Genomic DNA, 17,849 nt, shown 5'->3' with positions numbered 1-17,849 from the left:
TTAGGGCAAAATGTATTGAAATGAGTAACGTAAAAGATTATTTAATTCCTTTTATAGGATTAAAGCTAGGAAAACATCATTTTGAGTATCAAATAAATAATGCGTTCTTTGAAATCTTTGATTATAATGAATATGAAAATTCAGACATCAAAGTAAATGTAGTTTTAGAGAAGAAAAGCACCATGCTCGAATTGAGTTTCAGTCACAAAGGAATAATTAACGTTCCATGTGATATGACGGGTGAGGATTTTGATTTACCAATAAAAGGTAAAATGAAAGTAATCGTTCGTTTTGGTGAAGAGTTTAATAATGATAATGAGGAATTACTAATTCTCCCCTTTGGTGAGTTTGAGATAAACGTTTCACAGTACATATATGAAATGATTGTACTTTCGGTGCCTCTAAGACGCGTACATCCAGGAGTTCAAGACGGAAGTTTAAAGACTAAAGCGCTTGACAAACTGAATGAATTAGCAGTGACGGAGCTAAAACAAGAAGATAATAAAGATAATAAAGAAGAAAATATTGACCCACGTTGGGACAAATTAAAGCAACTATTAACGGATAAATAATATAGTAAAATGGCACATCCTAAAAGAAAAATCTCGAAAACAAGAAGAGATAAAAGAAGAACTCATTACAAAGCTACTGTAGCTCAAATCGCTACTTGTCCTATTACAGGTGAAGCACATTTATACCACAGAGCTTACTGGCATGAAGGTAAAATGTATTACAGAGGGCAAGTTGTTATAGATAAATCTGTAGCTGTTGCTTAATACGTTTTCGTAAATAATATTCGAACTCTCACATCGTGAGAGTTTTTTTGTTGTTTATAATTTGCGTCAAATTAAGAAGTTCTAAAACAAAGGGTGTGGATTTTTTTTTGTAATTTCCCCCTCTTCTAAACGTTTTGTCAAATAGTATATTTGTCAAAAAATATTTGAATACAATGAATACAATTACGGCCGCAATTACAGCTGTTGGGGGGTATGTTCCTGACTTCGTACTTTCAAACAAAGTGCTTGAAACGATGGTAGATACCAACGATGAATGGATCACAGCCCGAACAGGAATTAAAGAAAGAAGAATACTAAAGGACGAAGATAAAGGTACATCTTACCTAGCAATACAAGCAGCACAAGATTTATTAGCTAAATCAAATGTTGACCCTTTAGATATTGATATGGTGATTATGGCAACTGCAACACCTGATATGCCTGTGGCATCAACAGGAGTTTTTGTAGCCACAGCAATTGGTGCAACTAATGCTTTTGCATATGACTTACAAGCAGCTTGTTCTAGTTTTTTGTACGGTATGTCAACTGCAGCAGCGTATATTCAGTCAGGTAGGTACAAAAAAGTACTTTTGATTGGTGCTGATAAAATGTCTTCAATAATAGATTATACAGATCGATCTACTTGTATCATTTTTGGTGACGGAGCAGGAGCAGTTTTGTTTGAACCAAATCATGAAGGTTTAGGTTTACAAGATGAGTATTTAAGAAGCGATGGTGTTGGTCGTGACTTCTTAAAAATCGATGCAGGAGGTTCACTTAACCCAACCTCAATTGATACTCTTAACGAAAAAAGACATAACATTGTTCAAGACGGTAAAACAGTATTTAAGTACGCTGTAACCAATATGGCAGATGCTAGTGATTTGATTCTGAAAAGAAACAACCTAACCAATGAAGATGTTGATTGGTTGGTACCACATCAAGCCAACAGAAGAATTATTGATGCTACTGCAAGCAGAATGAATTTAGAAGAATCCAAAGTTTTAATGAATATAGAAAAGTATGGCAATACCACATCTGCCACGCTTCCATTAGTGCTTAATGATTTTGAACATTTACTAAAAAAAGGCGATAGTGTTATCTTTGCCGCATTTGGTGGTGGATTTACATGGGGTTCTATTTATTTAAAATGGGCATACGACAAAAAATAAATTTAAACTAAAAACAAATAATTATGGATTTAAAAGAAATTCAAAACCTAATCAAATTTGTAGCAAATTCGGGAGTTGCAGAAGTTAAATTAGAAATGGATGATGTAAAAATCACCATTAGAACTACTTTAGAAGGCAATGTTACTGAAACTACTTACGTACAACAAATGCCGAGTCATAATCCATTGCAACAAGCAATAGCTCCGCAAGCAGCTGCGCCTGTAGCAGCAGTTGTTGAAGCTCCTGTAGCGGAAGAATCTAAATATATTACTATAAAGTCTCCAATTATTGGAACTTTCTATAGAAAACCATCTCCAGACAAACCTATGTTTGTAGAAGTTGGTAACACTATCGCAAAAGGAGATGTTTTATGTGTAATTGAAGCAATGAAATTATTCAACGAAATCGAATCTGAAATTTCAGGTAAAATCGTGAAAATATTAGTTGATGACATGTCACCAGTAGAATTTGACCAACCTTTATTTTTAGTTGATCCATCTTAATTAATTTTTAAATTATAAGTTTCAAAAAAAGATAACTTTTATTGAAATAATTTAAAATTTAAAACTCATAATTTAAATTTACTACAAGATGTTTAAAAAAATATTAATTGCAAACAGAGGAGAGATTGCACTACGTGTGATCAGAACTTGCAAGGAAATGGGAATAAAAACGGTTGCTGTTTATTCTACCGCCGACGCAGAAAGTCTTCATGTAAAGTTTGCTGATGAAGCAGTTTGCATTGGACCAGCGCCAAGTAATTTATCGTATTTAAAAATGTCGAATATAATTGCTGCTGCTGAGATTACAAATGCGGATGCAATTCATCCAGGATATGGTTTCCTTTCAGAAAATTCTAAATTTTCTAAAATTTGTCAAGAACACGGTATCAAATTTATTGGTGCTTCACCTGAAATGATCGATAGAATGGGAGATAAAGCTTCGGCTAAATCTACCATGATTGAAGCAGGCGTGCCTTGTGTTCCAGGATCAGTTGGGATTTTAGAGTCTTACGAACAAGCGTTAAAATTGTCAAGAGAGTTTGGTTTTCCAGTGATGCTAAAAGCAACTGCTGGAGGTGGTGGAAAAGGAATGCGTGCCGTTTGGAAAGAAGAAGATTTATTAAAAGCTTGGGAAGGAGCTCGTCAAGAGTCTGCTGCCGCTTTTGGTAATGACGGAATGTATCTTGAAAAATTAATCGAAGAGCCACGCCATATCGAAATCCAAGTAATTGGAGATTCATACGGAAAAGCATGTCACCTATCTGAAAGAGACTGTTCTGTACAAAGACGTCACCAAAAATTAACTGAGGAAACTCCATCACCATTCATGACTGATGAATTGCGATTAGCAATGGGAGACGCTGCTGTTAAAGCCGCTGAATACATTAAGTATGAAGGAGCAGGTACAGTTGAATTCTTGGTTGATAAGCACCGTAACTTCTACTTCATGGAAATGAATACACGTATTCAGGTAGAGCACCCTATTACGGAGCAAGTAATTGATTATGATTTAATTAGAGAGCAGATATTAGTTGCTGCAGGTGTGCCAATTTCGGGTAAAAACTATTTACCACAATTGCACGCTATCGAATGTCGTATCAATGCTGAAGATCCTTATAATGATTTTAGACCTTCACCAGGAAAAATCACAACACTTCATATGCCAGGAGGACACGGTGTTCGTTTAGATACGCATGTGTATTCAGGATATACGATTCCGCCTAATTACGATTCTATGATTGCTAAATTAATCACAACTGCACAAACAAGAGCAGAGGCGATTAGCAAAATGAGAAGAGCTTTAGATGAATTCGTAATCGAAGGTATCAAAACTACAATTCCATTTCATAGACAGTTAATGGATGATCCTCGTTATATTGCGGGAGATTATACTACTGCTTTTATGGATACTTTTAAAATGGATGAAATCTAAAATAGTATTTTATTTATCAAATAAAAAAAAACTCGCTGCGAAGCGAGTTTTTTTGTTTTAAGCAGGTAATTATAAGGTTTCTTTAAGCCATTTAAAGAATTCTTTTTGCCAAACTTGTGCATTTTGAGGTTTTAAGACCCAATGGTTTTCCTCTGGAAAATAAACGAAACGACTTTTAATCCCTCGTAACTGTGCAGCTTGAAAAGCTTCTTGTCCTTGCCCAATTGGTACACGGAAATCTTTTCCACCTTGAAAAATTAGGATTGGAGCATTCCATTTTTCTACCAAAGTAGCAGGATTAAATGTAGTGTAGGTTTTTTGAGCCGCTGCATTGTCTTTTTCCCAATACGCTCCACCAAAATCCCAGTTGGCAAAGAAAACTTCCTCAGTAGTACCAAACATACTTTGGGTATTAAAAACTCCGTCATGGGCAATGAATGTCTTGAAGCGATTGTTGTGAATACCTGCTAAGTAAAACGCAGAATACCCGCCATAACTAGCACCTACACATCCTAAACGATTTTTGTCAACATAACTTTCTTTGGCAACGTCATCAATGGCCGAAAGGTAATCATCCATCACTTGTCCGCCCCAATCTTTACTTATTTTTTCATTCCATTCTACTCCGTGTCCGGGCATTCCGCGGCGGTTAGGTGCAACAACGATGTAGCCATTCGCAGCCATCAATTGAAAATTCCATCGGAAAGAATAAAACTGTGTCAATGCACTTTGAGGTCCTCCTTGGCAATATAACAAGGTTGGGTATTTTTTTGATGCATCAAAATTAGGAGGTAAAATTACCCAAACCAGCATTTTTTTTCCGTCAGTTGTCGTTACATATCGCTTTTCGGTTTTGCTCAACGCTAAGGTATCGTACACCGCGGAATTTACATTCGTTAATTGTTTCCAACTTTTCTTCTTTAAGTCATAAGAGAAAATTTCAGCCGCATGATTCATATCGCCTCGCGTTACAATCATGCTTGTACCAACTACAGCTACAATTTCATTTACATCAAAATCACCGTTTGTGATTTGGTTGACACGGATAGCAATTTTAGTGTTTGCTGGGAAGTTTACTTCAAATACTTGTTTAGTTCCATCTATAGCGGCTATAAAATAGATTTTTTTTCCATCAGTACTCCATTTAAAACTATCTACAGTTCCGTCCCAATTTGCTGTAAGGTTCATTTTAGCTCCATTGTAATCAACAATAATGTCGTTTTTATCAGCTTCGTAACCATCACGCTTCATTTGTAAATACGTAAGGTTACCCATTGGTGAAAACTGAGGCGCTACATCGTAACCTAAATTTTCCTCCGTTTTGTTAACTGTTTTTCCCGTAGCAAGATCGTATTGGTAGATATTAGTGTTCGTAGAAATGGCGTATTGAGTACCCGCTTTTTTCTTAGCAACATAAAAGATGCTTTTGCTATCCGGTGACCAAATGTAATCTTCATCTCCTCCAAAAGGCTTTTGTGGGCTATCAAATGGTTCTCCTTTTAGAAGGTCAATCCCAATGGCGTTGTCTTTGTTTTCTTTGTAAAAAACATGGTTGAACTTTCCTTCGTTCCAACTGTCCCAATGACGGTAATCCAATCCATCATAGATTTGAACATCTGATTTATCAAGATTTGGATAAAAATCTTTTCCATGAACGTTAGCCAATTTTACCTCTTCATTATAAACGAGGTATTTTCCATCAGGCGAGATATTTTTATCAGCAAGTAGTGTTTTGTAGTTTGTTATCTCAACTGGATTTCCTCCTATAACAGGAATTGTATATGTTTTAGAAGTGGACTTGTTTTCCTCGATAGAAGGTGTACTGACTTTGTAGACGATATTTTTGTTATCAGTAGAAATTCCTAAAACGGAAACCCGACCTAGTTTCCAAAGCATTTCGGGGGTCATTACATTTTGACCAATGGCGCTTAAACTCATCATTGTTAGGGTTGTAAAAAGTATTTTTTTCATATTAAATTAAATTATTTTTGGTTCTTAAAAGTACAATTTTATTGTAAAATAGGAACATGGATTTTGTTAACTCTTTTAAAATGTTTGGTCAGATAAAAGAAAACAATGGGGCTTTTTATTACTTAAAATAGTAATTTTATAAAAAAAACAAAGATGCAGCTTAGTTATTGGGAATTAAAAAACTGGTTTTCGAATGTTGATTATACTATTGTAGGGAGTGGAATCGTGGGTTTACACGCTGCTTTGCGCTTGCGTGAAAGATTTCCTGATAGTAAGATCTTGATTCTCGAAAAAGGAATGTTACCTCATGGCGCAAGCACTAAAAATGCAGGTTTTGCCTGTTTTGGCAGTATTTCAGAAATCATTGATGACTTAAATTCGCATTCTGTGGAAGAGGTGGTGCAACTGATCGAAAAACGCTGGCGCGGGTTGCAACTGTTACGAAAAAGGTTGGGAGATGCAGTTATTGATTTTAAGCCATATGGTGGTTATGAAGTTTTCCTAAACGAAGAGGAGTCTACTTATTCCAGTTGCATCAATAAACTGCCTTTTATTAATGAAATGTTACGTTCACAATTTAAAGCAGATGTTTTTGTGAAGCAGGTGGATCGTTTTGGTTTTCAAGGCACGAAGGAGTATTTAATTTACAATCCTTTTGAGGGACAAATTGATACTGGAAACATGATGCAAGCCTTGCTGAAAAATGCGTATGCTGAAAATATTTTAATACTAAACCAACAAACGGTCAGTGGTTATGAGGAAACGGGTGATTTTGTTCAAGTAGCTTTGGGTGATTTTACTTTTAAGTCTAAGAAACTGTTGTTCGCTACGAATGGTTTTGCAAATGAATTAACTGCCGGTGCGGTAAAACCTGCTAGAGCTCAAGTTGTAATAACGGAACCGATTGCAAATCTCGATCTTAAGGGAACTTTTCATTTAGATTGTGGTTACTATTATTTCAGAAATATTGGCGATAGAATTTTATTAGGAGGAGGGAGAAATCTTGATTTTGAAACGGAAACTACGACCGATTTTGCCCAGACAGAAATTATCCAAAATAAATTGGAACAATTATTAAAAGAAGTAATTTTGCCCAACCATGATTTTAAAATTGCGCACCGTTGGAGCGGAATCATGGGCGTTGGAAATAGCAAGCAACCTATAGTTTCTCAATTATCAAATCACGTTTATTGTGGCGTACGATTAGGAGGTATGGGAGTGGCGATAGGAAGTGTAATAGGAACAGAATTAGCAGATCTAATATAATGGCAACAAAAATAACAGCAAAAAAACCGACAAGAAAACCTAGTAAAAAAGACGAAGCTAGCTTTACTTCTAAAGCATCTCGAATCATTGGTAAACTACTCCTGTGGTTTTTTGGTGTTTCTATATTTTTAGTGGTACTTTTTAAATTTGTTCCCGTTCCTTTTACGCCTTTAATGGCGATACGAGCAATAGAAAACAAAACTTCGGGCAAAGACGCTATTTTAAGTCACGATTGGGAACCGCTTGAAAATATATCTATTAATCTTCAAAAAGCGGTTATTGCTAGCGAAGATGGCTCTTTTTTAGAACATAGTGGTTTTGATTTTAATGCCATGCAAAAAGCCTACAAAAACAATGAACGCGGTCGTAGGATAAAAGGCGGAAGCACCATTTCGCAGCAAACAGCTAAGAACGTATTTCTTTGGCAAGGACGTAGCTATATACGAAAAGGATTGGAAGCGTATTTTACGGTTTTGATCGAACTTATTTGGGGAAAAGAACGTATTATGGAGGTGTATTTAAATAGTATCGAAATGGGGAATGGGGTTTATGGAGCCCAAGCTGCATCTCAATATTGGTATCGCAAAGACGCCGCAATTCTTACTCCCATTCAAGCTGCAGGGATTGCAGCGATACTTCCTAATCCACGAAAATTTACTGCAACGAGTTCATCTTCTTACATCAATAGACGCAAAACTAAAATTATGAAAGTCATGCGAACAGTGGGTAAAATCAAATATTAAATGGGTTTTAAAAATATTGCCTGTGCTTTTTTCCTTTGCTTTATTATACAATCATGGGGTCAAAATCGCGAGTCCGAAATAGGATTACTCACCGATAACGATTTGTATACTTCCTCTAGATATGATATGTATTACACTAATGGTCTAGAGCTATATTATCGTTTCAAGACTAAGAATAATACCGAATCAATTGCTAAGGAAATAACAGAATTCAAAATAGGCCAGTATATCTATACTCCTAGGTTTATTGATTCACCTAACAAGGCTCTCGTTGATCGTCCTTACGCAGGCTATCTTTTTGGGGAATTTGGCAAAAGTTTTTTTTACAAAAATGAAAATGTAGCAAAGGTTAGCTTTCAGCTTGGTTATGTAGGTCCAAATGCTTTTGGTGAGCAAGTTCAAAAAAACTTACATAGATTAATAGGATACAAAGAAGTCCTTGGCTGGGAAAATCAAATAAAAAATGCCTTGGCGATACAAGCTCGCTTTGCTTTTTCTAAAAAAATGTTTCCTGCTAATCCTAGTAGCACAATAGATTTACATTGGCGTTCGGAATTTAATATAGGTACTGTTTTAACAGGAGCATCTACAGGACTTTTAAGCCGAATCGCAATTAAAAAATTGGTTCCCGTGAACGATTCTAATCTATACAATGGAGCAATTGGAAGCAATGCCACTGAATTCTATTTTTATATAGCACCGAGTATTAATTATCAGTTATATGACGCCACGATTCAAGGAAGTAGGTTTAGCAATGCCAGTCCCATTACTTTTAGTTTAGTTCCATTTCGTTTCAATGGTGAAGCGGGATTTAAATACCGCAAAAACAATCTCAATTTATCGTATGTTTTTAATTACCGCGGTAAAGAATTATACAGTAAGACGATTTCGGGTTATTTTTATGGATCAATTGGAGTTTCATATCTGTTGAAATAAAGTATAAAAAAACTAAAAACCGTAAATCTTGTGAAAGGTTTACGGTTTTTGCTTTTTGTGGAGAATACCGGATTCGAACCGGTCACCCTCCCGAACGCTTTCGGGACACTCTAGTTAATTGAGTTCAGGGATATTAAAAATTCGATATATTTTCTACTTTTCTTTTTTTTGATTTCCATTTCTCTTTGTACAGCTAAGGACCTAGAATCAAAAGTTTCAAAATATACAAGTATCCAATCTTTTGCGGCTTTAGTATATTTACTTCTACTGTTTAAATGATCATTTAGCCTGTTTTCAATGCTTTCACACGAACCAGTGTAGTATTTGTCTAAAGTTTTAGAAAAAATAATATAAGTGTAGAACATAGCCCTAAAATAAAAAAACCAAGCCTTATGACTTGGTTTTGTGGAGAATATCGGATTCGAACCGGTCACCCTCCCGAACGCTTTCGGGACACTCTAGTTAATTGAGTTCAGGGATATTAAAAATTCGATATATTTTCTACTTTTCTTTTTTTTGATTTCCATTTCTCTTTGTACAGCTAAGGACCTAGAATCAAAAGTTTCAAAATATACAAGTATCCAATCTTTGGCGGCTTTAGTATATTTACTTCTACTATTTAAATGATCATTTAGCCTGTTTTCAATGCTTTCACACGAACCAGTGTAGTATTTGTCTAAAGTTTTAGAAAAAATAATATAAGTGTAGAACATAGCTCTATAATAAAAAAACCAAGCCTTTTGACTTGGTTTTGTGGAGAATACCGGATTCGAACCGGTCACCCCTTGCCTGCCAGGCAAGTACTCTAGCCAAATGAGCTAATCCCCCAATATAATAATTTAAACGGTAACCTTCCAGAAAGCTTTCAGGATACTCTAGCCAAATGAGCTAATCCCCCATATTAGCGCAAATATAATATAATTAGTATTCCAAATAACAATTTTTAAAAAAAGAATCGGTTTCATTTTATATTTTTAACTTTACCTAAAAAATAGCATAATGTTACAAGAAACCATCCAAGGAACCCTAACCACTACTATCGAAAATAAGATTGCAACACTACAATTTGGCCATCCCGCAAGTAATTCTTTTCCCCGTCAATTATTAAATGCGGTAACTAATGAACTCGATAAATTGAGCAATAATGACCAAGTTTCGATCATCATTCTTAAAAGTGAAGGAACAGGAGCCTTTTGTGCGGGTGCTTCTTTCGACGAACTTTTAGCTGTTTCTAATTTAGAGGAAGGAACCGAATTCTTTTCGGGTTTTGCACACCTAATCAACGCCATGCGCCGTTGTGCCAAGTTAATCGTTGGTCGCATTCATGGTAAAGCTGTGGGTGGAGGTGTAGGAATTGCCTCTGCTTGCGACTATGCTTTTGCAACAGTTGATGCGAGTATTAAACTGTCTGAACTAGCAATTGGTATCGGACCCTTTGTTATTGAGCCCGCCGTTAGTCGTAAAATTGGTAAAGTGGCCATGAGCACCATGACTTTAGAAGCGCACGAATGGAAAACAGCATCTTGGGCGTATGAAAACGGACTCTATGCTAAAGTCCTTGAAAACACCACTGAACTTGACATCGAACTAGCTCATTTCACCCAGCGATTGGCTACCTACAATCCTGATTCACTTCTAGAAATGAAAAAAATTATCTGGGAAGGAACCCAGCACTGGGAAACGCTTTTACTAGAAAGAGCGGCCATTACGGGGAAATTAGTGTTATCTGATTATGCCAAAAATGCTTTAGAGCAGTTCAAAAAGAAATAGTTTTTCTGGGAGCTATTTCCCGTCATCCGCTGTATTCCCGCCAAAAAAAGGCGGGAGATGCCGCTACTACCGGGGCTAAAAACGATCCGAATTCCATTCACGCTATTTCTACTTCATTTCTCGACTCAATTTACTAAATTTGCAGCCAAAATAACATTACAATGAGCAATATCAGAATCACAAAACAATTTAGTTTCGAAACCGGTCACGCCCTTTACGGCTATGATGGGAAATGTAAAAATGTACATGGTCACAGCTACAAATTGTCAGTAACGGTTATTGGTAAGCCCATTACGGATCGTACAAATGTTAAGTTCGGAATGGTAATCGATTTTACCGATTTGAAAAAAATTGTAAAAGAGGAAATCGTAGATGAATTTGATCATGCTACCGTTTTTAATCAAACCACTCCGCATGTAGAGTTGGCACACGAACTCAAAAATCGCGGTCATCACGTTATTTTGGTAGATTACCAACCTACAAGTGAAAATATGGTGATTGATTTTGCTGAAAAAATTAAAAGTAGATTACCAGCAGATATCGCCTTGTTTTCCTTAAAACTACAAGAAACAGAATCTTCATTTGCTGAATGGTTTGCAAGCGATAATTTGTAACTCTACACCAACTCCTGACTAAATGCAATTAGCCAACAATAAAAAAGTATATTTCGCCTCAGACCAACATTTTGGAGCGCCTACGCCCGAACTTAGTTTTCCAAGAGAACAAAAGTTTGTCGCTTGGCTTGACGAAGTAAAACAAGATGCCGAAGCTATTTTTTTATTAGGTGATTTATTTGATTTTTGGTTCGAGTACAAAACAGTAGTTCCTAAAGGATTTGTTCGTGTATTGGGTAAATTAGCCGAGATTCGCGATAGTGGAATTCCAATTTACTTTTTTGTGGGCAACCATGATTTATGGATGGAGGATTACTTTCAAAAAGAATTGAATATTCCTGTATTTCATGATAACAAAGAGTTCACCTTTGGCGATAAAACTTTTTTGATTGGGCATGGAGATGGCAAAGGACCAGGCGACAAAGGATATAAACGCATGAAAAAAGTGTTTACGAATCCTTTTTTCAAATGGCTTTTTAGATGGTTGCACCCTGACATTGGGGTTCGGTTAGCGCAATATTTATCAGTTAAAAACAAACTTATTTCTGGTGACGAAGATGTTACCTTTCTAGGAGAAGATAACGAATGGCTGATTCTATATTCGAAACGAAAGTTAGAAACGAAACATTATAATTACCTCATTTTTGGTCACCGCCATTTACCAATGAAAGTAAGCGTAGGTGAAAATGCCGAATATGTAAACCTAGGAGATTGGATTACTTATTTTACTTATGCTGTTTTTGACGGCGATACTTTTGAAATAAAAAAATACGAATAGGTTTTCTAATTCATCCCTTCTCCGTGTAAATAGTCTATCATGGAGATGTTGAATAGCGTGCCTTCTACTAAATCTTTTACGGCTGTTAACTCATTCATTGTGACAGCAAGATCAATTTGGGAACATGGTGTTCGTAATAAAAACTTGTGGCAACTATTTTTCAAATCACAATTATCACAGGAGTGATTAGTTCGATAACTTTCATCGATGCAATTCTTGAACTGTTTTAGTTCCGGTCGACTAAAGTAAAATCCGGTCTCTCTAAAAATCAATTGGACTTTATCGGTAACAATATCATTCTCCTTTTTCCAAAAGAAAGAGGTACCTGACTCGTTGTGGTAAATTGGTTTTACGGCTTTCATCTGCTAACAGTTTTTAGCAAATATAGGTATTATTTATAATTATTCTAAATAAATAAAACACTAATTACTCTTGGTTTTCGTGGTCATCAATATCTTTTTGTAAATCTAGTTTTCTAAAAGTAGGAGAGATGATTGCAGTGGTAGCCACTATTAGTAACGTCATACTTCCTCCAAAAACTACTGCCGTCACTGTCCCCATGAGTTTAGCGGTTAAACCACTTTCAAACGCACCCAATTCGTTAGACGAACCTACAAACATTGAATTTACTGAAGCTACACGACCACGCATGTGATCAGGAGTTTTTAACTGCAAAATCGTTTGGCGAATCACAACGGATATACCATCAAAAACGCCACTCAAGAACAAAGCTGCTAGAGAAACCCAAAAAATAGTTGACAGTCCAAAAACAATGATGCAAATACCAAAGCCGAATATGGCAGTTAACAGTTTCATTCCGGCATTTTTACTCAAGGGAACGTAAGCTGTAATTAGCATCGTCAAGAAAGAGCCAATAGCGGGTGCCGCTCTTAAGAATCCAAATCCTTCTGAACCCACTTTTAAAATATCTTGAGAAAAAACGGGTAACAAAGCTACGGCTCCACCAAATAAAACAGCAACCATATCTAAGGTGATGGCTCCTAAAACGGTTTTGTTATTGAATACGAATTTGATTCCTTCCGTTAAACTTTGCATCACCGGTTCGCCAATTTTAGGATTCAAAATAGGCTTCTTTTCGATTTGTGATAAAGCGATCAAGGCAAATACGGAACAAGCAAACACGGTACACATCGACCAATGCACTCCAATTAATGTGATTGAAAAACCGGCTACTGCTGGCCCAACCACTGAAGCAATTTGCCAAACCGAACTACTCCAAGTAGCGGCATTAGGATATACTTTTTTAGGAACCAATAATGATAAAAGCGAAAATATGGTAGGCCCTAAAAAAGCACGTACCAATCCGCCTAGAAAAACCAAAAAGTAAATCGCATACAATAGTGTTTGAGTAGCATACGAACTAACTACGGACGGCCAAGTCAATAAGAACAACCCAAAACTGATTACGGAGAAGGCTAAAATGCATTTGATAAGCAAGCCCTTTTTTTCTTTTTGATCTACAATATGACCCGCAAATAAGGCCAGGGAAACAGCTGGAATTACCTCCATTAGACCAATAATCCCAAGTGAAAGAGGATCTTTAGTGATACTATACACTTGCCATTCGATTACAATAAATTGCATCGACCAAGCGAAAACCATGGCAAAACGAAGGATTAAAAAAATATTGAATTCTCTATAGCGTAAGGCAGCATAGGGATCTTTTTTCTTCGTGATATCGTTGCTCATTATTTGATATTTTTTAGTCGTAATTGTACTGTTGTTGTTCCTTTCCACTCATTTTCATCAATGCAATATACTGCCTGAAAAGGTTGGTGGTTTTTTGTTAATCCTATTTTGTCGCCTAATCCAAAACCAATAGCCGTGATGCCTTCTGAGTTATTTTGTTTGACAAATAATTTTAAATGTTCATCGTCAGCACCCAAAGTTTTAGCATAACCGGTATCCGTTATATTCTTAGTTAAAAAAACAGGTGTCATGTTTAGTGGCCCAAAAGGCTCGAATTGTTTCAAAAGCCGAATGAGCTTTGGGGTAATATCGGTAAAGTTAATTTCAGCATCGATTTCTATTTCTGGAACACGTAAATTCTCTGGAATAGTATCTTGTACTTGCTTTTCGAACGCTTCTTTAAAAGCTGGATAGTTTTCGGGTTTTATCGTCATGCCCGCAGCATACATATGTCCACCAAATTGTTCTAAATGTTCGGAGCAAGCTTCAAGTGCATTATACACATCAAATCCTTTTACAGATCGTGCCGATGCGGCATATTTGTCACCACTTTGGGTAAAAACTAAAGTAGGGCGATAATACGTTTCTATCAATCTTGAAGCAACAATTCCAATAACGCCTTTGTGCCAGTTCTCTTGGAAAACGACAGAGGTATAGCGGTCTTGTTCTTGATTTTCTTCTATTTGATTGAAGGCTTCTTTAGTAATTTGTTTGTCTAGATCTTTACGATCGGAGTTGTATTGCTCAATTTCAGATGCAAATTGTTGGGCTTGCTCGAAATTAAATTCGGTTAAAAGTTCCACGGCATGGTTACCATGTTTGATGCGTCCTGCAGCATTAATTCTGGGAGCAATGATAAAAACAACATCGGTAATATCTAGGGTTTGCTTTTTGACTTGATGCACCAATGCTTTGATTCCCGGTCTAGGATTTGCATTGATAACCTGCAGTCCAAAATAAGCTAATACTCGGTTTTCACCCGTCATAGGAACAATATCTGCTGCAATTGCGGCTGCAACTAAATCCAAGTAAGGAACCAAATCATCGATAGTCTGCTGTCTATTTGAACCTAAAGCCTGAATCAGTTTAAAACCGATCCCGCAACCACACAACTCATCATACGGATAAGTGCAATCATCTCTTTTCGGGTCTAAAATAGCGACTGCATCAGGCAGTGTGTTGCCCGGCCTATGGTGATCACAAATAATAAAGTCGATGTTTCGCTCTTTTGCGTAAGCGACATGATCGATTGATTTTATTCCGCAATCTAGCGCTATGATTAATGTAAAACCATTGTCGTCAGCAAAATCAATACCTTTAAAGGAAACACCATAGCCTTCATCATAGCGATCCGGTATATAGGTCGCTACTTCAGGATAGTACGATTTTAAGTAGGAGGAGACAAGAGAAACCGCGGTGGTTCCGTCTACATCATAATCTCCAAAAACCAATATGCGTTCCTGATTTTCAATCGCTTGTTCGATTCTAGCCACTGCTTTGTCCATGTCTTTCATCAAGTACGGATCATGCAAGTGCTCTAGTGAAGGACGAAAAAACAGTTTGGCATCCTCAAAAGTTTCAATACCGCGCTGCACCAACAATTGCGCCACAAAATCTTCGACTTGTAAGGCTTGCGCCAAATGTTTGATCTTGTCTTCGGAAGGTTTCGGTTTGATTGTCCAGCGCATATTATTTTTATTTTTACAAAACTGTCGTATTTGTACACTAGTAAAATATGAGATTTCATATTTAAAAAAAGCGTAAACAGTTGATTTTTAAGTGAAATTCGTGTCCTATTTTATTTTTTCTGAAAACAATAAGTTTACCAAATATTTTTAAACTTATGTATGATGGGAAATCTATTTCTAATGTCTTTATCACTATGTTTTTGCAATAACATCCTAAAATTAATCACAATATATACTCTGAAAAAGATATATCCAAGAATGACTATTGGAGATTTAATAAAGTATCAAAAGAAATCAAAAAAAGCTAAATTTAAATTTAGAACTATAAAAAAATGAAAATAAATTTCTATTTCAATGCTAAAGCTTCACCGTAAAACGCAATTCCGTCCCAGCCGGATTTCATGAAATTACGAATGTTTTGATGGTTTGTTCCTTCTGGATCTCCTAAAACCTCTTCGCGATAATACGCTCCAAAGCAAGACAAGGTAGACTCTTCAGACAATTTTTGTAACTCTGCGAAAGCAAATATCTTGCACGAACCAGAGTTTTCACCTGCGGCATTGTGTAGCAAACCGTTTTCGAAAGCGGTAGGAGAGAAGTCGTAGTTGTCCTCAATTACTGCAATGGTTTCTGCAAAAGTTATATCTTGAGGAGTTTTATTTAATTTTTCTAAAAAAGAATCAATATTCATAGGGATAGTTTTTAAAATTGAGAGGCAATGTGGATTGCTGCATTGATGGCACCATCCATATAACCTGGATTTATGGAGGCCGTTTCAGCCCCTGAAAAATAAAATTTATTGTTGTATAATGGTTTTTTGTAAGCTGCATGACCATTATTTTGATGCGCCATAACCAAGTCTTCGTACGGCAAAAAAGTGAGTTCTTCCTCGCGCCATACTTTTTCATGATAGGCTAGGTAGTTCTCGGCCTCTGGACCAAATAAGGAAGTTAGTTGCTTAATCACTTTTTCTTGACGCGCTGCTAAGGTCAAAGTATGCGATCCACCGTTTAAAAAACCTTTAAGTGCAAAGCCCGTACCATCAAATGTGGTATGATCGTACATTTCCTGTGCAATACTAGCGTGACTAAATAAGGTACCTGAAAAGTTTTTCTCTTTCCAAAACGGACTAGTGTACTCTACAGCAAACTTGATTGATTCACCCATCCAGGTGTGCGTTTTTTTAGCTAGTTCTACAATGTCATCTGCTAAAGCAGGTTCGAACTTAACTGTTTTGATAAGTAGATGAGGTGGTAAGGTTGCTATCACTTTCTCAGCAAGAAATTGTTTTCCGTTGGAATCAGTTACTTCTAGCTGATTGCCGAGTTCTTTTATCGCCGTTACTTTAGTATTGGTTTGAATAGTTTCACTACCAATTTCGGTAACTAATTTGTTAATTAGGGTTTGGGTTCCGCCTTGAATTCTATACGAAGGTTCTTCAGAATCTGGAATTTCAAATTTTTGTGGTGGTACGAAAGACATCGTTTCAAAAAGCGAAATCCCTTTAGTATGTTGCTTAAAATAAGGTATTTCTAATTTGTCTAGCAATGAAAGTAAGGTGGGATGTTGCTTGCTAAACCAAGTCGCTCCCATTTCTATAGTTACACCGCTTGTTCCTGTTATTGTGTTGATTCGGCCGCCAATGCGTTCATTGGCTTCCAGAACTAAGGCTTGAATTCCTTTTTGCTTTAACAAATAGGCAAGCATTAAACCAGATAGTCCAGCGCCAATTATAATAACCTTTTGATCGTTCATTTTTTATTCTTCCTCTTTTTGGAATTTACTTTTCTTAGCTTCTTTAACTATTGTTTTTCCAGCTACAACCACCACTATTTCTCCTCTAGGTGCTGTTTTTTCAAAATGCGCTAGCACTTCTTTTGCGGTGCCTCTTCGGTTTTCTTCATGAAGCTTTGATAATTCTCTTGAAACACAAATTTGACGGTCTTCACCAAAATAGGTAACGAACTCCGCCAATGTTTTTACTAGTTTATGTGGAGAAACATAAAGAATCATTGTTCGTGTTTCTTCGGCAAGTTCTAAATAGCGCGTTTGACGTCCTTTTTTTTCTGGAAGAAAGCCTTCGAATATGAATTTGTCATTTGGTAGTCCGCTGTTGACTAAAGCGGGAACAAAAGCTGTTGCGCCAGGTAAACATTCGACTGTGATTCCGTTTTCGACGCAAGCTCTAGTTAGTAGAAAACCAGGATCAGAAATAGCAGGAGTTCCTGCATCCGAAATTAAAGCAATCGTTTCGCCAGCTTTTAACCTTGAAATTAAATTTTCAACGGTTTTGTGTTCGTTATGCATGTGGTGACTGTGCATATGTGTCCCAATCTCAAAATGCTTCAAGAGCTTGCCGCTGGTGCGCGTGTCTTCGGCCAAAATCAAATCTACTTCTTTTAGAATCCGAATGGCTCTGAAAGTCATATCCTCGAGATTGCCTATGGGTGTGGGAACAATATATAATTTTGACATGTTTTACAACAGTGT

20 protein-coding genes and 1 tRNA gene are annotated in these 17,849 nt (G+C 36.6%); 11 read left to right on the top strand and 10 right to left on the bottom strand.

The features are described 5' to 3' along the window. Positions 1 to 20 precede the first annotated feature (20 nt). The 5 genes from ACZ2G0_RS02440 (at position 21) to accC (ending at position 3,883) form a co-directional block, all read left to right on the top strand. Positions 21 to 572, top strand: a complete 552-nt coding sequence (locus ACZ2G0_RS02440; RefSeq protein WP_470308845.1) for a YceD family protein — start codon at positions 21 to 23, stop codon at positions 570 to 572. Between the two features lie 9 nt (positions 573 to 581). Further along, on the top strand, positions 582 to 776 hold the full coding sequence (gene rpmF / locus ACZ2G0_RS02435; RefSeq protein ID WP_007137315.1) for a 50S ribosomal protein L32: 195 nt from the start codon (positions 582 to 584) through the stop codon (positions 774 to 776). A 173-nt stretch (positions 777 to 949) separates the two neighbouring features. Beyond that, on the top strand, positions 950 to 1,948 hold the full coding sequence (locus tag ACZ2G0_RS02430; protein ID WP_470308844.1) for a beta-ketoacyl-ACP synthase III: 999 nt from the start codon (positions 950 to 952) through the stop codon (positions 1,946 to 1,948). 23 nt (positions 1,949 to 1,971) lie between these two features. Then, positions 1,972 to 2,451: an acetyl-CoA carboxylase biotin carboxyl carrier protein gene (gene accB / locus ACZ2G0_RS02425; protein ID WP_470308843.1), complete on the top strand. Its 480-nt coding sequence runs from the start codon at positions 1,972 to 1,974 to the stop codon at positions 2,449 to 2,451. 88 nt (positions 2,452 to 2,539) lie between these two features. Beyond that, positions 2,540 to 3,883 carry an acetyl-CoA carboxylase biotin carboxylase subunit gene (gene accC / locus ACZ2G0_RS02420; protein WP_470308842.1) on the top strand — a complete coding sequence of 448 codons (1,344 nt, stop codon included), beginning with the start codon at positions 2,540 to 2,542 and terminating at the stop codon, positions 3,881 to 3,883. Between the two features lie 69 nt (positions 3,884 to 3,952). On the opposite strand, the gene ACZ2G0_RS02415 is transcribed toward accC, so the two are convergent. Continuing rightward, complete coding sequence (locus ACZ2G0_RS02415) at positions 3,953 to 5,854, bottom strand: S9 family peptidase (protein WP_470308841.1); 1,902 nt, start codon at positions 5,852 to 5,854, stop codon at positions 3,953 to 3,955. A gap of 153 nt (positions 5,855 to 6,007) precedes the next feature. Between ACZ2G0_RS02415 and ACZ2G0_RS02410 the strand changes: the two genes are divergently transcribed. From ACZ2G0_RS02410 to ACZ2G0_RS02400, 3 genes are read left to right on the top strand one after another with little or no spacing between them, the layout of a single operon-like run. After that, the gene (locus ACZ2G0_RS02410) at positions 6,008 to 7,120 is read left to right on the top strand and encodes an NAD(P)/FAD-dependent oxidoreductase (RefSeq protein WP_470308840.1); all 1,113 of its coding nucleotides are present in this window, start codon (positions 6,008 to 6,010) and stop codon (positions 7,118 to 7,120) included. After that, the gene (gene mtgA, locus ACZ2G0_RS02405; protein WP_470308839.1) at positions 7,120 to 7,863 is read left to right on the top strand and encodes a monofunctional biosynthetic peptidoglycan transglycosylase; all 744 of its coding nucleotides are present in this window, start codon (positions 7,120 to 7,122) and stop codon (positions 7,861 to 7,863) included. The genes ACZ2G0_RS02410 and mtgA overlap by 1 nt, the downstream gene beginning before the upstream one ends. After that, positions 7,864 to 8,799 carry a lipid A deacylase LpxR family protein gene (locus tag ACZ2G0_RS02400; RefSeq protein WP_470308838.1) on the top strand — a complete coding sequence of 312 codons (936 nt, stop codon included), beginning with the start codon at positions 7,864 to 7,866 and terminating at the stop codon, positions 8,797 to 8,799. It begins immediately after the preceding gene. 110 nt (positions 8,800 to 8,909) lie between these two features. On the opposite strand, the gene ACZ2G0_RS02395 is transcribed toward ACZ2G0_RS02400, so the two are convergent. The 3 genes from ACZ2G0_RS02395 to ACZ2G0_RS02385 form a co-directional block, all read right to left on the bottom strand. Further along, the gene (locus ACZ2G0_RS02395) at positions 8,910 to 9,164 is read right to left on the bottom strand and encodes a GIY-YIG nuclease family protein (RefSeq protein ID WP_470308837.1); all 255 of its coding nucleotides are present in this window, start codon (positions 9,162 to 9,164) and stop codon (positions 8,910 to 8,912) included. 93 nt (positions 9,165 to 9,257) lie between these two features. Continuing rightward, the gene (locus ACZ2G0_RS02390) at positions 9,258 to 9,512 is read right to left on the bottom strand and encodes a GIY-YIG nuclease family protein (RefSeq protein WP_470308837.1); all 255 of its coding nucleotides are present in this window, start codon (positions 9,510 to 9,512) and stop codon (positions 9,258 to 9,260) included. A 41-nt stretch (positions 9,513 to 9,553) separates the two neighbouring features. After that, positions 9,554 to 9,627 (bottom strand) — tRNA-Ala (locus ACZ2G0_RS02385). Between the two features lie 171 nt (positions 9,628 to 9,798). Between ACZ2G0_RS02385 and ACZ2G0_RS02380 the strand changes: the two genes are divergently transcribed. The 3 genes from ACZ2G0_RS02380 (at position 9,799) to ACZ2G0_RS02370 (ending at position 11,961) form a co-directional block, all read left to right on the top strand. Then, on the top strand, positions 9,799 to 10,569 hold the full coding sequence (locus ACZ2G0_RS02380) for an enoyl-CoA hydratase/isomerase family protein (protein WP_470308836.1): 771 nt from the start codon (positions 9,799 to 9,801) through the stop codon (positions 10,567 to 10,569). Between the two features lie 161 nt (positions 10,570 to 10,730). Then, positions 10,731 to 11,183 carry a 6-pyruvoyl trahydropterin synthase family protein gene (locus tag ACZ2G0_RS02375; protein ID WP_300287799.1) on the top strand — a complete coding sequence of 151 codons (453 nt, stop codon included), beginning with the start codon at positions 10,731 to 10,733 and terminating at the stop codon, positions 11,181 to 11,183. A gap of 22 nt (positions 11,184 to 11,205) precedes the next feature. Further along, on the top strand, positions 11,206 to 11,961 hold the full coding sequence (locus tag ACZ2G0_RS02370) for a UDP-2,3-diacylglucosamine diphosphatase (RefSeq protein WP_470308835.1): 756 nt from the start codon (positions 11,206 to 11,208) through the stop codon (positions 11,959 to 11,961). A 5-nt stretch (positions 11,962 to 11,966) separates the two neighbouring features. On the opposite strand, the gene ACZ2G0_RS02365 is transcribed toward ACZ2G0_RS02370, so the two are convergent. From ACZ2G0_RS02365 to rsmI, 6 genes are all read right to left on the bottom strand, one after another. Continuing rightward, entirely contained in the window at positions 11,967 to 12,323 is a 357-nt protein-coding gene (locus tag ACZ2G0_RS02365; RefSeq protein ID WP_470308834.1) for a hypothetical protein, read from the bottom strand. A 64-nt stretch (positions 12,324 to 12,387) separates the two neighbouring features. After that, positions 12,388 to 13,671, bottom strand: a complete 1,284-nt coding sequence (locus ACZ2G0_RS02360) for an MFS transporter (protein WP_470308833.1) — start codon at positions 13,669 to 13,671, stop codon at positions 12,388 to 12,390. After that, a complete protein-coding gene (gene recJ / locus ACZ2G0_RS02355) occupies positions 13,671 to 15,359 on the bottom strand; it encodes a single-stranded-DNA-specific exonuclease RecJ (protein WP_470308832.1) in 1,689 nt (562 codons plus the stop codon). The genes ACZ2G0_RS02360 and recJ overlap by 1 nt, the downstream gene beginning before the upstream one ends. Before the next feature lie 346 nt (positions 15,360 to 15,705). Continuing rightward, the gene (locus ACZ2G0_RS02350) at positions 15,706 to 16,050 is read right to left on the bottom strand and encodes a HopJ type III effector protein (protein WP_470308831.1); all 345 of its coding nucleotides are present in this window, start codon (positions 16,048 to 16,050) and stop codon (positions 15,706 to 15,708) included. A gap of 11 nt (positions 16,051 to 16,061) precedes the next feature. Continuing rightward, positions 16,062 to 17,114, bottom strand: coding sequence for a flavin monoamine oxidase family protein (locus tag ACZ2G0_RS02345; RefSeq protein ID WP_470308830.1), 1,053 nt, complete (start codon positions 17,112 to 17,114; stop codon positions 16,062 to 16,064). 3 nt (positions 17,115 to 17,117) lie between these two features. Next, positions 17,118 to 17,834 carry a 16S rRNA (cytidine(1402)-2'-O)-methyltransferase gene (rsmI, locus tag ACZ2G0_RS02340; protein WP_470308829.1) on the bottom strand — a complete coding sequence of 239 codons (717 nt, stop codon included), beginning with the start codon at positions 17,832 to 17,834 and terminating at the stop codon, positions 17,118 to 17,120. Between the last annotated feature and the right edge of the window lie 15 nt (positions 17,835 to 17,849).

It is taken from the genome of Flavobacterium sp. KKT103 (genome assembly GCF_055640565.1).
The sequence above is the reverse complement of the archived record's forward strand: the minus strand, read 5'-3'. Positions and strand labels throughout refer to the sequence as shown.

Coding starts and splice junctions, on each gene's coding strand:
- ACZ2G0_RS02440 (WP_470308845.1), top strand. CDS start 21: ATGAGTAACGTAAAAGATTATTTAATTCCTTTTATAGGATTAAAGCTA.
- rpmF (WP_007137315.1), top strand. CDS start 582: ATGGCACATCCTAAAAGAAAAATCTCGAAAACAAGAAGAGATAAAAGA.
- ACZ2G0_RS02430 (WP_470308844.1), top strand. CDS start 950: ATGAATACAATTACGGCCGCAATTACAGCTGTTGGGGGGTATGTTCCT.
- accB (WP_470308843.1), top strand. CDS start 1,972: ATGGATTTAAAAGAAATTCAAAACCTAATCAAATTTGTAGCAAATTCG.
- accC (WP_470308842.1), top strand. CDS start 2,540: ATGTTTAAAAAAATATTAATTGCAAACAGAGGAGAGATTGCACTACGT.
- ACZ2G0_RS02415 (WP_470308841.1), bottom strand. CDS start 5,854: ATGAAAAAAATACTTTTTACAACCCTAACAATGATGAGTTTAAGCGCC.
- ACZ2G0_RS02410 (WP_470308840.1), top strand. CDS start 6,008: ATGCAGCTTAGTTATTGGGAATTAAAAAACTGGTTTTCGAATGTTGAT.
- mtgA (WP_470308839.1), top strand. CDS start 7,120: ATGGCAACAAAAATAACAGCAAAAAAACCGACAAGAAAACCTAGTAAA.
- ACZ2G0_RS02400 (WP_470308838.1), top strand. CDS start 7,864: ATGGGTTTTAAAAATATTGCCTGTGCTTTTTTCCTTTGCTTTATTATA.
- ACZ2G0_RS02395 (WP_470308837.1), bottom strand. CDS start 9,164: ATGTTCTACACTTATATTATTTTTTCTAAAACTTTAGACAAATACTAC.
- ACZ2G0_RS02390 (WP_470308837.1), bottom strand. CDS start 9,512: ATGTTCTACACTTATATTATTTTTTCTAAAACTTTAGACAAATACTAC.
- ACZ2G0_RS02380 (WP_470308836.1), top strand. CDS start 9,799: ATGTTACAAGAAACCATCCAAGGAACCCTAACCACTACTATCGAAAAT.
- ACZ2G0_RS02375 (WP_300287799.1), top strand. CDS start 10,731: ATGAGCAATATCAGAATCACAAAACAATTTAGTTTCGAAACCGGTCAC.
- ACZ2G0_RS02370 (WP_470308835.1), top strand. CDS start 11,206: ATGCAATTAGCCAACAATAAAAAAGTATATTTCGCCTCAGACCAACAT.
- ACZ2G0_RS02365 (WP_470308834.1), bottom strand. CDS start 12,323: ATGAAAGCCGTAAAACCAATTTACCACAACGAGTCAGGTACCTCTTTC.
- ACZ2G0_RS02360 (WP_470308833.1), bottom strand. CDS start 13,671: ATGAGCAACGATATCACGAAGAAAAAAGATCCCTATGCTGCCTTACGC.
- recJ (WP_470308832.1), bottom strand. CDS start 15,359: ATGCGCTGGACAATCAAACCGAAACCTTCCGAAGACAAGATCAAACAT.
- ACZ2G0_RS02350 (WP_470308831.1), bottom strand. CDS start 16,050: ATGAATATTGATTCTTTTTTAGAAAAATTAAATAAAACTCCTCAAGAT.
- ACZ2G0_RS02345 (WP_470308830.1), bottom strand. CDS start 17,114: ATGAACGATCAAAAGGTTATTATAATTGGCGCTGGACTATCTGGTTTA.
- rsmI (WP_470308829.1), bottom strand. CDS start 17,834: ATGTCAAAATTATATATTGTTCCCACACCCATAGGCAATCTCGAGGAT.